At 26.7% G+C, this 12,791-nt stretch carries 17 protein-coding genes and 1 riboswitch; all 17 genes read left to right on the plus strand.

All coding sequences use genetic code 11. The features are described 5' to 3' along the window. The first annotated feature begins 16 nt into the window (after nt 1-16). The 17 genes from CHF27_RS02415 (at nt 17) to flgC (ending at nt 12,770) form a co-directional block, all read left to right on the plus strand. Complete coding sequence (locus tag CHF27_RS02415) at nt 17-1,324, plus strand: glycosyltransferase family 4 protein (protein WP_095405899.1); 1,308 nt, start codon at nt 17-19, stop codon at nt 1,322-1,324. Between the two features lie 28 nt (nt 1,325-1,352). Further along, complete coding sequence (locus CHF27_RS02420) at nt 1,353-2,252, plus strand: NAD-dependent epimerase/dehydratase family protein (RefSeq protein ID WP_095405900.1); 900 nt, start codon at nt 1,353-1,355, stop codon at nt 2,250-2,252. 15 nt (nt 2,253-2,267) lie between these two features. Then, complete coding sequence (rfbC, locus tag CHF27_RS02425) at nt 2,268-2,810, plus strand: dTDP-4-dehydrorhamnose 3,5-epimerase (RefSeq protein WP_095405901.1); 543 nt, start codon at nt 2,268-2,270, stop codon at nt 2,808-2,810. A 15-nt stretch (nt 2,811-2,825) separates the two neighbouring features. Beyond that, nucleotides 2,826-3,602, plus strand: a complete 777-nt coding sequence (gene rfbF, locus CHF27_RS02430; RefSeq protein WP_095405902.1) for a glucose-1-phosphate cytidylyltransferase — start codon at nt 2,826-2,828, stop codon at nt 3,600-3,602. Beyond that, on the plus strand, nt 3,599-4,702 hold the full coding sequence (gene rfbG / locus CHF27_RS02435) for a CDP-glucose 4,6-dehydratase (protein WP_095405903.1): 1,104 nt from the start codon (nt 3,599-3,601) through the stop codon (nt 4,700-4,702). The genes rfbF and rfbG overlap by 4 nt, the downstream gene beginning before the upstream one ends. Beyond that, nucleotides 4,695-6,011, plus strand: coding sequence for a lipopolysaccharide biosynthesis protein RfbH (gene rfbH, locus CHF27_RS02440; protein WP_095405904.1), 1,317 nt, complete (start codon nt 4,695-4,697; stop codon nt 6,009-6,011). The genes rfbG and rfbH overlap by 8 nt, the downstream gene beginning before the upstream one ends. A 625-nt stretch (nt 6,012-6,636) precedes the next feature. Further along, on the plus strand, nt 6,637-6,897 hold the full coding sequence (locus tag CHF27_RS02445) for a hypothetical protein (RefSeq protein WP_095405905.1): 261 nt from the start codon (nt 6,637-6,639) through the stop codon (nt 6,895-6,897). 13 nt (nt 6,898-6,910) lie between these two features. Beyond that, a complete protein-coding gene (locus CHF27_RS02450; RefSeq protein ID WP_095405906.1) occupies nt 6,911-7,129 on the plus strand; it encodes a hypothetical protein in 219 nt (72 codons plus the stop codon). A gap of 9 nt (nt 7,130-7,138) precedes the next feature. Further along, entirely contained in the window at nt 7,139-7,573 is a 435-nt protein-coding gene (locus CHF27_RS02455) for a hypothetical protein (protein ID WP_095405907.1), read from the plus strand. Nucleotides 7,574-7,594: 21 nt separating this feature from the next. Continuing rightward, nucleotides 7,595-8,005, plus strand: coding sequence for a CDP-glycerol glycerophosphotransferase family protein (locus CHF27_RS02460; RefSeq protein WP_158534717.1), 411 nt, complete (start codon nt 7,595-7,597; stop codon nt 8,003-8,005). Then, nucleotides 7,960-8,772, plus strand: a complete 813-nt coding sequence (locus CHF27_RS02465) for a pyridoxal phosphate-dependent aminotransferase (protein WP_095405909.1) — start codon at nt 7,960-7,962, stop codon at nt 8,770-8,772. The genes CHF27_RS02460 and CHF27_RS02465 overlap by 46 nt, the downstream gene beginning before the upstream one ends. Before the next feature lie 24 nt (nt 8,773-8,796). Continuing rightward, nucleotides 8,797-9,162 (plus strand): hypothetical protein, encoded by a 366-nt coding sequence (locus CHF27_RS02470; protein WP_095405910.1) that lies wholly within the window; start codon nt 8,797-8,799, stop codon nt 9,160-9,162. 34 nt (nt 9,163-9,196) lie between these two features. Further along, nucleotides 9,197-9,799, plus strand: a complete 603-nt coding sequence (locus CHF27_RS02475) for an HAD-IB family phosphatase (protein ID WP_095405911.1) — start codon at nt 9,197-9,199, stop codon at nt 9,797-9,799. Continuing rightward, nucleotides 9,772-10,422, plus strand: a complete 651-nt coding sequence (locus CHF27_RS02480; RefSeq protein WP_095405912.1) for an NTP transferase domain-containing protein — start codon at nt 9,772-9,774, stop codon at nt 10,420-10,422. The genes CHF27_RS02475 and CHF27_RS02480 overlap by 28 nt, the downstream gene beginning before the upstream one ends. A gap of 240 nt (nt 10,423-10,662) precedes the next feature. Next, on the plus strand, nt 10,663-11,328 hold the full coding sequence (locus tag CHF27_RS14555; RefSeq protein ID WP_095405913.1) for a LicD family protein: 666 nt from the start codon (nt 10,663-10,665) through the stop codon (nt 11,326-11,328). A gap of 447 nt (nt 11,329-11,775) precedes the next feature. Beyond that, nucleotides 11,776-11,859: riboswitch (cyclic di-GMP riboswitch) on the plus strand. A 172-nt stretch (nt 11,860-12,031) separates the two neighbouring features. After that, on the plus strand, nt 12,032-12,358 hold the full coding sequence (locus tag CHF27_RS02490) for a flagellar basal body protein (RefSeq protein ID WP_095405914.1): 327 nt from the start codon (nt 12,032-12,034) through the stop codon (nt 12,356-12,358). A 7-nt stretch (nt 12,359-12,365) separates the two neighbouring features. Then, nucleotides 12,366-12,770 carry a flagellar basal body rod protein FlgC gene (gene flgC / locus CHF27_RS02495; RefSeq protein ID WP_095405915.1) on the plus strand — a complete coding sequence of 135 codons (405 nt, stop codon included), beginning with the start codon at nt 12,366-12,368 and terminating at the stop codon, nt 12,768-12,770. Nucleotides 12,771-12,791: the final 21 nt, after the last annotated feature.

The following is a 12,791-nucleotide window of genomic DNA, read 5'->3' on the forward strand; positions in this document are numbered from 1 at the left end:
GATATAAGGAGGGATTATGTTTAGTATTTTACATATAACTGCTCATATGGGTGGTGGAGTTGGAAAAGTATTATCTGGAATTGCAAATTATGCAAAAAAATCCAAAACAAAGTATAATCATAAAATAATTTTATTAGAAAAACCAGAGAAGATAAATTTTATACAAGAATGTATAGATTTGGATGTTGAAATTATGATATGTGAAAATATGGATGATATTTATAGAGAGATTAAAAAGGCAGATATAGTTCAACTAGAGTGGTGGCATCATCCTAAATTTGCAGAATTTCTTTATGAAATTTCAAATATATCGACTAGACTAATCATATGGTCTCATATATCTGGATGTGTATATCCGAATATTCCATACGAATTTGTAAAGGTACCTGATAAATTTTTATTTACTTCTGAATGTTCATATGAAAATCCTCAATGGAGCGAAAAAGATAAAGAATATATAAAAAGAAATACTAAAGTAATTAATAGTTCAGGAGGATTTGATAGATTTGAAAATAAAGAACTTGTACAACATAAAGGATTTAATATTGGCTATATAGGAACTTTAAGTTATAGTAAGTTAAATAATAAATTCCATGAATATTATGGAAGTATAAATATTAAAGATTCTAAATTTATAATTGTAGGAGATTCTGTAAATACAAAATTTATAATAGATGATTTGAAAAAATCTGGAGTTTACAATAAAACTCATATTAAAGGATATGTAGATGATGTTAGTGAAGAAATGAAAGAATTTGATGTGTTTTCATATCTATTAAATAAAGATCATTTTGGAACTACTGAAAATGTTTTGTTAGAAGCTATGGCAATAGGGTTGCCTGTTGTAGCGATAAATCAATGTGCTGAAAAACATATAATAAAGCATATGGAAACAGGCATACTTGTAAATTCAATAGAAGAATATAAGCAGGCTATAAATTATCTATATAATCACCCTGAAGAAAGAAAAAGAATTGGGCAAAATGCTAAACAATTTGTGATAAGTGAATATTCGGTAAAAAAAACAGTAGAAAAATTAGATGAAGTTTATGATGAAATTATAAAAGAAGAGAAAAAGATGTATGATTTTAAATCAGTATTTGGAAAATATCCATACGAATGGTTTTTAGCTTGTTTAGGAAGAGAAAAAGAAGAATTTGAAAACAGTTTGAAAGTTAAAGAAAAAGAACTTGATTATAATAAAATAAGCATAAATACAAGTTTAATTATTTTAAAAGAAAAAAATAAGAGTTCGATATATCAATTTTTAAAATATTATCCAGATGATACAAACTTAAAATATTGGAGTGAAATTATAAAGTAAATTAATCTGATATAGAGTAGAGGTAATTATGAAACGTATACTTATTAGTGGAGCTACTGGTTATGTAGGTTCTAATTTAGCAAGAAAATTAAATTCATTAGGATATGAAGTACATATTATTATTAGAAAAGCTTCGAATCTTGATAAAATTAAGGATATAGAAGAAAATATAAAAAAACATATATTTAGTGGAAGTACTGATGATTTATGTGAGATTGTTTTAAATATAAATCCAGATATAGTAATACATTTAGCATCCATGTTTATAGGGGAACATAAAATACAACAAGTGAAACAATTAGTTGATTCGAATGTACTTTTTTCAACACAATTAATGGAAGCTTCGGTAAATGCAGGTGTTAAGTACTTTGTAAATACGGGAACACAATGGCAACATTATCAAGATAAAGAGTATAGCCCTGTTAATTTATATGCAGCAACAAAAGAAGCATTTGAATCAATAGCTAAGTACTATGTTGAAAGTTTTGATATGAGAATGATAACGTTGAAACTTTCAGATACATATGGACCTATGGATACTAGATTAAAAATAATAAATAAATTATTTGAAATTGCTCAAAGTGAAGAAGTTTTAGATATGTCTAAAGGAGAGCAAGAAATAGGATTGTTATACATTGATGATGTTATAAATGCATTTTTAATTGCAATTGAAAAAATACAAAAAATGAACCCACATGAATGTAAGGAGTTTTTAGTTTTACCTGATAAAATATATTCGTTAAAAGAAGTTGTAAATGTATTTGAAGATATAATAAATAAAAAACTGAAAATAAACTGGGGAAAAAGAGAATATAGAAAAAGAGAAATGATGAAAATTTATACTAAAGAAGAAAACATTTTGAAAGAATCAGAAATAATTTCTTTATATGAAGGAATAAGTAATTTTATAAAACAACAAGATATTTAAAAAGGTGAGATTATTATGTACCAAATTAAAACAACTGAGTTAGATGGATGTATAGAAATAATTCCTAATATATTTAAAGATAAACGAGGTGTATCTTCAAAAATATATCATAATACATCATTTAAAAAAATAGGAATAAAGGAAGAATTTAAAGAGGATTTGATAGTTACATCTAAAAAAGGAGTTATAAGAGGATTGCATTTTCAAAACAAACCATTTGAACAAAGTAAAATAGTTTGTTGTATAAAAGGAAGTATTTTAGATGTAATATTAGATCTTAGGAAAGATTCAAAAACGTATGGGAAATACATATGTGTCAATATAGACACAGAGGTAAATAATATGGTATATATACCTAGTGGTTTTGCACATGGATATGTTGCATTAGAAGAGGATACTATTATATTATATAAGATGTCATCGGAATATATGCCAGAATACGAAGATGGAATAAGATGGGATTCTATGGATATACCTTGGAATGTAGAGAATCCTATTATTTCTGATAGAGACAAGGCATTTAGAAAATTTTCGGAATATATGGCTAATTTAGATTAAGACAAGAGGTGTGATATGAAATTAGTAATTTTAGCAGGTGGATATGGTAGCAGGTTAGGAGAGGTTACTAACATAATTCCTAAACCTATGGTAGAAATAGGTGGAAAGCCAATACTATGGCACATAATGAAAACATATTCTCACTATGGAATAAAAGAGTTTATAATATGCCTAGGATATAAATCAAATGTTATAAAGGACTATTTCTTGAATTATAATAGTAAAAATAATGACTTTACTGTTGAGATAGGAAGTGGAAATTTAGAATTTCATAATAATCATGATGAAAATGATTGGAAAGTTACATTAGTTGATACAGGACAAGAAGCACTAAAAGGTGCAAGATTAAAAAAAATTGAAAAATATTTAGATGAAGATATAAATCTTCTAACTTATGGAGATGGATTAGCGGATATAAATATAACTAATTTAATAAATTTTCATAAGAAGACAAATAAAACAATAACTATATCAGGTGTCCATCCTCCAGCAAGATTTGGTGAATTGATTGCTTATGGAGATACACTTGAATCTTTTGAAGAAAAATCTCAAACATCTCAGGGATTAATTAACGGTGGGTATATGGTATTTAATAAGAAGCTGTTAAATAATCTTACAGAAAATGATGATTGTGATTTAGAATATGGATTATTTGAAGAATTAGCTAGTAAAGGTGAAATATCTGTTTATAAGCATGAAGGTTTGTGGGCATGTATGGACAATGAAAGAGATATGCATAATTTAAATAAACTTTGGAAGGAAGATAAAGCCTTTTGGAGGGTATGGAAATGATGAATTGTTTTAATGGTATATATAAAGATAAAGTTGTATTAGTTACTGGACATACAGGATTTAAGGGTTCTTGGTTGACATTATGGTTAAAAGAATTAGGAGCTAAAGTTATAGGATATTCATTAGAACCAAATACTAATCCTAGTTTGTTTGATATTTGTAATTTAGATGAAGATATTGTTAGTATAATAGGCGATATAAGAGATGAAGAGAATATAAGTGAAGTTATTGCAAATTATAAACCGGAAATTGTATTTCATATGGCAGCACAACCATTAGTGAGACTATCATATAAGGATCCTAAAACTACATATGAAACTAATGTTATGGGGACGCTTAATCTTTTTGAAGCTATAAAGAAATCTGATAGTGTAAAGGCTATAGTTAATATAACTACAGACAAATGTTATGAGAACAAAGAGTGGGATTATGGATATAGAGAAAATGATTCTTTAGGAGGATATGATCCTTATAGTTCAAGTAAAGCTTGTGTAGAACTCTTGACTAATTCTTATAGAAATAGTTTCTTTAATAGGAAAAATATAGATATAGTATCTGTGAGGGCTGGAAATGTTATAGGTGGAGGAGATTGGGCTGAAGATCGCTTGATTCCAGATATAGTAAGGAGTATATCATCTGATACAAGTATAAATATTAGAAATCCAAAGTCTATAAGACCATGGCAACATGTATTAGAACCTCTATCAGGATATTTATTGTTAGGATCATTAATGATAGAAGATTTAAAAAAATATAATGAAGCATGGAATTTTGGACCTAACGATACAGATATATTAAGTGTAGAATCGATATTGGATATAGTTATAAAAAGTTGGAGAAATATAGATTATACAACTGGAAGCTTAGACGAATGTCATGAGGCTAAACTTTTAAGGTTAGATATAAGCAAATCTAAAATGAAATTAGGTTGGAAGCCTTTATATAATGTTGAAGAAGCTATTATAAAAACTATGGAATGGTATAAAGAATTTTATGATAATAAAAATATTGATATTAAAGAATTTACTATAAATCAAATTAAGCAATATGTAAATGATGCGAAAAAAAACAAAGCTATATGGAGTGAACAAAATGCATGATGTAAAAAGAAAAGAAATTTTAAATTTATCTAAAGAATATTTTAATGAACAAATTAAATCTAAAGAAATTATACCCGGATTAGATTATATATCTCCATCAGGAAAAGTTTTAGATGAAGATGATATGTTTAATTTGATTGATGCATCTCTGGACATGTGGCTTACGTCAGGAAGATATGGAGATGATTTTGAAAAAGAATTTCCAAAATTTATTGATTCTAGATATTGTACTCTAGTTAACTCGGGATCTTCTGCTAATTTAGTTGCATTTACAGCATTAACATCATATAAATTAGGAGATAAAAGATTAAAACTTGGCGATGAAGTTATAACTGTGGCAGCTGGATTCCCAACGACTATTTCACCTATAATACAAAATGGAATGATTCCTGTTTTTATAGATGTTGACTTAGAAACATATGATTATAAGGTTAGTGATATTGAAGAAGCAATAACAGATAAAACTAGAGCTATTTTTATGGCTCATACTTTAGGTAATCCATTTGATTTAGATAAAGTTATGGAATTAGCTAAAAAGTATAATTTATGGGTAATAGAAGATAGTTGTGATGCGTTAGGTGCTAAATATAATAATAAATATGTAGGAACTATAGGCCACATAGGTACATTTAGTTTTTATCCTGCTCACCATATAACTATGGGTGAAGGAGGAGCTGTAGTAACTGATGACCCTATCCTTCATAAATTAATAAAATCTGTAAGGGATTGGGGAAGAGATTGCATATGCCCTCCAGGAAAAGATAATATATGTAACAATAGATTTAATCAAAAACATGGAGAATTACCTTTAGGTTATGATCATAAGTATGTATATTCTCATTTGGGATATAATTTAAAAGTAACTGATATGCAAGCAGCTTTAGGTGTTTCGCAAATAAAAAAGTTACCAGAATTTATAAAAAAGAGAAATGAAAACTTTAATAAATTATATGATGGTCTAAAACATTTAGAAAAATACATTATATTACCAAAAGCTACAAAAAATAGTGAACCAAGTTGGTTCGGTTTCCCTATAACATTGAAGAATAGTGAAAAATATTCTAGAAATGAATTGATTAGATTTTTAGAAGAAAATAAAATAGGGACAAGACTTTTGTTTGCAGGAAATATTACAAAACAACCAGTATTTACTGAAAATAATTATACTTATAAAGTTATAGGAAATTTAGAAAATACAGATATTATAATGAAGAGAACGTTTTGGATAGGTGTATGGCCAGGTATAACGGATCAATGTATAGAATATATAATATTTAAGTTTGATAAATTCTTTGGTGAATTTATATAGAAATAAAATTATACAAAAAAGTATTAATATTACAATTTAATATATAAGTTTGTTAAAAATGATTCTAGATAAAAATAGAGTCATTTTTTTATTGTTGAAAGAAAATACGAATTAATTGTAAACGTCGAATAATTGACGACTAAAATAAATAATTCAAATTTGATATAATAAAGCCAATAGCTTAGAAATTAGACACCTACTGCTATTGGTTAAAATTTTATATTAAATTTTGAATCTATTTTGACTGTACCTTAAAATATCCTGGTAGAGATTTAGACCAAGGCATCGCCTCTAGTAAAATATCTTCTGTTAAAGCGGTTTCATTTGATAGCACATCCATCAAGTAAACTAAGTATCTTTCAACCGACAGTCCATGATTTTTAGTTGTTTCGATTATACTGTAAATAGTTGCACGAGATTTTGCCCCCCTCCTAATATTGGCGAATAGCTAGTTTTTCTATGTAAATGAGATTAAGTTTGAAAATATATTTATTGATGTAAAGAATATGAATTAAAAGTCGTATAATACGTATAAATTAAGATATTGTAAAAAATAATGCATTTAATACTTTGAAACTGGTATTATATATAAGGCTTTAAATATGGTGTTATAGGAGAATAAATAATGAGATTTAATAAAAAATGTAGAATTTTAGAATTAATAAAAATGATAGAAGATGGGTTGGATTATATAAAAAATAAATTTACACAAGATTATGAAAATATGTTTAAGGACTGTATTGATGCATTGTCATATATTTCAAATATCGTTAAAAATGAAGAAGGTATAAGTGAATTTATAAAAAGTATAATTCTTGAAATTAACAATATATTAACATCTGAATGTGATAATAAGATGGTGAAATTTTCAATTAATTCAAATTGAAGTTAATATAAGAATGTTGAAAAATAAAATAGTTAATGATGTTAATACGGAACTAGAAATAGCATTAATGCCATATAAAACATATATGTGGGATTCATTAGAGAGTGTCTGGAGAGAAGCTAAGTCTGATAAATATTGTTCTGCTTATGTAATCCCTATACCATATTATGAATTGAATCAAGAAGGAATGCCTTCTAAAATGTGTTATGGAGGTAATAGTTTTCCTAAATAAATAGAGGTTATGCCATATGATTTAGAAAATAGACAGCCAGATATTGTATATATACATAATCCATATGATGGAATAAATAAATTAACTATGGTATATCCTAAATATTTTTCTAAGAATTTATTGAATTATACAAATATGTTAGTTTATGTACCATATTTTGTTGCAGGAAGTTATGAAAATCAAGTTAGTCAATTTAACTTATTGCCAGGAGCAGTTAATTCAACAAAAGTTGTAGTTCAGTCTAAAGTCCAAAAAGAGTTATTTATTGCTAGTGGTCATAGCTGTGATAATATATTAAATTTAGGTTCTCCAAAATTTGATGCAACACTATTGGCGTGTAGAAATAATAAAACAATACGACCAGAGTGGAAAAATATTATAAAAGATAAAAAAGTATTTTTATTTAACACAGGAATTAGTGACTTATTGTCAAATTTAGATTAGATAAATAATGTAGAAAAAGTATTGAATAGTTTTATAGATAACCAAGATTGTATATTAATTTGGAGACCTCATCCACTTATGGAGATAACAATAAAAACAATGAGACCTAAAATGCTAGATTGGTACGAAAGTATTATAAAAAGGGTTAATGAATCTAAAAATATAATTGTAGATCAAAATAGTGATGTATATCCATCTATAGCTATTTCTAAAGCGTTGATTAGTGATTACAGTTCTGTAATATTTCAATATATGATAACTGAAAAGTCAATATTATCAATGATAAAAACTGAAATTTTAGATAATAGTAGCTTTTATGCTGTTGATTATTTAGAAAATTATTTTTTAGATAAAGGAGTAACTGTTTCAGAGTTTATACAAATGGTTTGGATGATGCGATACGCCTTGCTTTTGAGGTTTTTGGACAACTAGATAAAAAAATAATTTCTGTAAATCCAAGTTTTGAGATGTATTCAGTTTATAGTAAAATGTATGGTATGCATCACGTTCCGATACATTTTAATGAAAAATTTGAAGTAGATATAGAGGAAATAATTGATAGTATAGATAAAAATACAGGGATAGTTTCACTATTAAATCCCAATAGCCCTATTGGTAAATCGTGGAACGAAAATCAGATAATAAGGATTATAGAAAAAGCTAAAGAAAATCAAGCTGTTATTATTATTGATGAGGTGTATTATTATTTTAATCCAATATCGTTTTTGGATTTGATTTATGAATATGATAAGTTAATGATTTTTAGAACTTTTACTAAACTTTTATCTATAGCAGGGGGAAGGATTGGGTATATAGTGTCTAATTATAAGATGATAGATATGTTAAAACGTGCTAGCGGAACTTATCCAGTGAATTGTTTTGCAATAAAATTTGCAGAAAAATTATTAGAAAATCCTAGTATAATAGAAAATTTAATTAAGATAGAAAAAGAAGGAAGAGAGTTTTTAATTTCAAAATTAAAAACAAATAACTATGATTATTATTGTAATGGAGGCAATTATATTTTAATTAGAAGTAATAAAATGCCCAAAGAATTATTTGATATGCTAAAAGAAAGAAAAATATTGATAAAAACTTATAATAATCCTATTTTAGTTGATTGGATTAGAATTACTACTGGTGGTATTGAAAGTATGAAGTTATTTTGGAATGAATTCGAAAAGTTAGATTTACTATAAAATTATACTTAATGCAGTGATAGTATGAAGGCTATTTTATTAGCAGCAGGAAAAGGTACTAGAATATTTAGTAGATGGAAATATACTATTATAAGTCTGATTCCTAGAAAATTTCCTATTTATATTTTTAAGTTTTTTGCTAAATTTTATAATAATAAGCAAACTGATTTTCTGGTATATAATAATACAGAACTTGAATCTAAGAAGCCACTTGTTTTCAGAAAAGAATGGTATGATAAGGTTATAAATATGGAGTTTGAAGGATATGAAGAAATATTAAATGTAACATATGGAGATTATATGGTAATGCCTCAAAAAGAGCAAAGACAAGGTCATTGCTATGCTTCATATGTTAGGTTTATGGATGGATTAGAACTGAAATTGAAATAATTAAGTATAAAATTAGACGGCAGGGGGGAAAAGAGTGAGTAAATATAAATTTGTATTTGATTTGGATTCAACTTTAACTAAAAAAGAAATTTTACCAGAAATAGCAAAATATATTGATGCATATGAAAGTATTAAGCAAATAACTGAAGAGACTATGTTAGGTAATATATCTTTTGAAAAAAGTTTTATAAAGAGAGTGGATGTCTTGAAACAAATACCAATCAATAAGGTTCGTGAAGTAATTGACAATATAGAACTTAATGAAAGTCTTATTAAGTTTATTTCAGATAATAGAGAAAGATGTATTATAGTAACTGGAAATTTAGATGTCTGGATTTGTGAACTTATGGAAAAGTTGCAAATGTCGGATAAATACTATTCATCTAAAACATATATAGAGGGTGAAAAAATTGAGTATATATCTAAGATAATAAAAAAAGAAGACATTATTAAAGAAATAAATAGTCCAATAGTTGCAATTGGAGATGGAAATAATGATGCTAAATTAGTGGAATGTTCTGACATAGGTATAGGTTTTGGAGGAGTAAGACCGATAGCCCCAAGTTTGTTGCAAGTTTGTGACTATGCATTTTATGAGGAGGAAAAACTATGTCAGTTTCTAAAACGATTGTTATAAGTTGTGCAGGGAGAGGCACAAGACTAGGTCTAAATAAAAATAAGGCATTAATTGATATAGATGGTAAGCCTTTAATAATTAGGCAATTAGAATGCATGGATAAATTTGATGATATACGTATTGTTGTTGGGTATCAAGCTCAAGAAGTAATTGATTTGGTATGCTCTTATCGTAAGGATATAACATTTGTATTTAATCATAAATATAAAGATACTAAGACAGCAGCAAGTCTATCGTTAGGGAAAAAATATCCAAATGATATGATAATCTCTTTAGATGGAGATTTATTATTTGAACCAGATGAATTAAAAAAATTTATTTTAAGAGATGATGAAGAAGCAATAGGCGTATGTAAACCTTATACAAAGGATCCTGTATATGTAAGTACAGAATTTATTGATGGTCATGAACGTGCAATAAATTTTTCAAGAGAAAGTGGAAAATATCAGTGGACAGGATTGTTTAAAATATTTTCAAAAAAACTTGAGGATGGAGAAGATCACGTATATAAAATGATTACACCTAACTTGCCACTAAATATTATTGAAATAAATTTAAAGGAAATAGATACTATTGAAGAATATAAAAATGCATTACTTTGGTATAGGAATGGTTATAAATAACTAAATAGTGGATGTTTATTTTAGAACGTTAGGTTTAGTAATTATAAAAAATAGTCTTAAATGTATTAATTATTAATATATTTAAGACTATTTTGCGTTCTTAAATTATGTAATAAATTGGAAATAATATATTGAATAATAAAGATAAAATTTTTATCTAAAAACCGTATAATCTAAATAAATTGCTTTTAAATTAAAAAATAAAATTATGCTTAAAAATAAATTTAAGAAAGGCAAGATATGTATACAAAACATAAATATTTAAAATTAGATAAAAATCAATTGAATAAATTACATAAAGATCTTTTGACTATAATCCTAGAGTTAGATAGGATTTGCAGAAAACATAAAATAAAATATTTTTTATCAGATGGAACATTATTAGGAGCAATTAGGCATAAAGGGTTTATACCTTGGGATGATGATATTGATGTTCATTGTTTAGATAATATTATAGAAAATAAGTTTATACAACAAGTGCAAGAATTTGTATGTAAAATGAGTAGAAAGATATTGTGGGCTCCAGTAGGATGTAAATTTAAAGAACATTTATTTGCTAGACTATGGTATGAAATTTTAAAATTAATACCTAGAATTATAACTATTAGTGTGTTTGAATTTTTTTCTACGTATTTTAATGGGAAAATTACAAAGCTGTTAGTGTCAAATAATCTGGAATATTTAAAAAATAAAAGATATATACTTAAAAGAGAATGGTATGCAGATAGTATTGATATAGAATTTGAAGGATATAAGTTTTCTGCTCCTATAGGGTACAAACAAATATTGTCTTTAACGTATGGAGATTATCTAAAGTTTCCACCAAAGGAACAAAGACATGGGAGATGTTATGCATCTTATATTAAATTTTCAGATGGAACAGAATTAAATATATTAGATAAATAGTAAATTAATGTAACTGCTAACTGAGTTGTTTTTAAAGATAAAAAATCAGTGGTTATACACATTATAGCAAAAAAATAAAATTTTATATGTTGGTTTATAAAGAATGACTCTCTCTAAAGATTGAGTCATTTTTTATTACTTAATATTGAAAATTAGAAATATAATTATAATATTCACGACTTAAGCACTATTAATGGTTATTTTAATGTATCATATCAAATGTCAAAAATGACCACTTATAACCATATAACGACCACTTATGCAAAACTATTGTAAAGTTATGAAAATAATGGTATGTTATTTAATAAAATGGTAGAAAATATAAGAAAAATGTAGTATTTTCCATCATATGGAAAAACTAAAAATGTTCGTTAAATGTGATGCATTTTGTAAAAAAACATAGAAAAATAAGCTAAATAAGTGTATAATAAAATAAGAACATTTATAAGGTTTAAAGGGCAAATTTAGAGAAATCTAAAGACGCAAAGCTATAGGGGCTAAGGTTTGAGACTATGCCTGCCAGTTGCCAAAGGGTAAAGTAATTTTCACTTTGTATGCATTTGAAAAATACTGACGAATATTAGGATTTTTTATTCTAATATCTAGCGTATAAATTATATGTAGAAACAAGTGACAAAAAGCTACCTCTTGGGAGGTCGCTTTTTTTATATTGTAAGTAAAATAATTAGATTTAGGAGGGGTTATGCAAATATACAATTTGATGAAAATGGGTCTTGATGCTACAGAGTTAAGAGGCAAGGCTATTGCAAATAATATTGCAAATATAAATACACCAAATTATAAACGTAAATATGTAACGTTCGAAGAAACATTAACTGGAAAACTTGATAAAGACGCTAAAATTGAACTTAAAACAGATGATTTCTCAAGTATGAGAGAAGACGGAAATAATATTGATTTAGAAAATGAAAAGGTAAATCAGGCTGCTACTACTCTTGAGTATAATGCATTAGTGAGTCTTACTAATACAAAAATAGCCATGACAAAAAGTGTAATATCTGGGAGGTAAATATTAAATGAGTGTTTTTAGTGGAATGAGGATTAGTGCAAGTGGGCTTTCAGCAGAAAGAATGAGAATGGATGTAATCTCTTCTAATGTAGCAAATATGAAGACTACTAGAACGGATGAAGGTGGAGCATATAGACGTAAGATTGCAGTGTTTTCACAAAACTATGATGAAAAGTTAGGGATGTTAGGAGTTAAAACAGCTTCTATAGAGGAAGACGAATCACCACTTAGAAGAATATACGATCCAGAACATCCAGATGCGGATAAACAAGGATATGTAGAATATCCAAATGTAGATGTACTTGTAGAAATGTCAGACTTGATTTCGGCTTCTAGAGCATATGAGTCTAATGTAGATACATTAAATGCTCAAAAGAGTATGGTATCAAAAGCATTAGAAATAGGCAGATAAGTCAGAAGTGTTAAATAAATA

The organism is Romboutsia maritimum, from assembly GCF_002251085.2.
Taxonomy (GTDB): domain Bacteria; phylum Bacillota; class Clostridia; order Peptostreptococcales; family Peptostreptococcaceae; genus Romboutsia_B; species Romboutsia_B maritimum.

Coding starts and splice junctions, on each gene's coding strand:
- CHF27_RS02415 (WP_095405899.1), top strand. CDS start 17: ATGTTTAGTATTTTACATATAACTGCTCATATGGGTGGTGGAGTTGGA.
- CHF27_RS02420 (WP_095405900.1), top strand. CDS start 1,353: ATGAAACGTATACTTATTAGTGGAGCTACTGGTTATGTAGGTTCTAAT.
- rfbC (WP_095405901.1), top strand. CDS start 2,268: ATGTACCAAATTAAAACAACTGAGTTAGATGGATGTATAGAAATAATT.
- rfbF (WP_095405902.1), top strand. CDS start 2,826: ATGAAATTAGTAATTTTAGCAGGTGGATATGGTAGCAGGTTAGGAGAG.
- rfbG (WP_095405903.1), top strand. CDS start 3,599: ATGATGAATTGTTTTAATGGTATATATAAAGATAAAGTTGTATTAGTT.
- rfbH (WP_095405904.1), top strand. CDS start 4,695: ATGCATGATGTAAAAAGAAAAGAAATTTTAAATTTATCTAAAGAATAT.
- CHF27_RS02445 (WP_095405905.1), top strand. CDS start 6,637: ATGAGATTTAATAAAAAATGTAGAATTTTAGAATTAATAAAAATGATA.
- CHF27_RS02450 (WP_095405906.1), top strand. CDS start 6,911: ATGTTGAAAAATAAAATAGTTAATGATGTTAATACGGAACTAGAAATA.
- CHF27_RS02455 (WP_095405907.1), top strand. CDS start 7,139: ATGCCATATGATTTAGAAAATAGACAGCCAGATATTGTATATATACAT.
- CHF27_RS02470 (WP_095405910.1), top strand. CDS start 8,797: ATGAAGGCTATTTTATTAGCAGCAGGAAAAGGTACTAGAATATTTAGT.
- CHF27_RS02480 (WP_095405912.1), top strand. CDS start 9,772: ATGTCAGTTTCTAAAACGATTGTTATAAGTTGTGCAGGGAGAGGCACA.
- CHF27_RS14555 (WP_095405913.1), top strand. CDS start 10,663: ATGTATACAAAACATAAATATTTAAAATTAGATAAAAATCAATTGAAT.
- CHF27_RS02490 (WP_095405914.1), top strand. CDS start 12,032: ATGCAAATATACAATTTGATGAAAATGGGTCTTGATGCTACAGAGTTA.
- flgC (WP_095405915.1), top strand. CDS start 12,366: ATGAGTGTTTTTAGTGGAATGAGGATTAGTGCAAGTGGGCTTTCAGCA.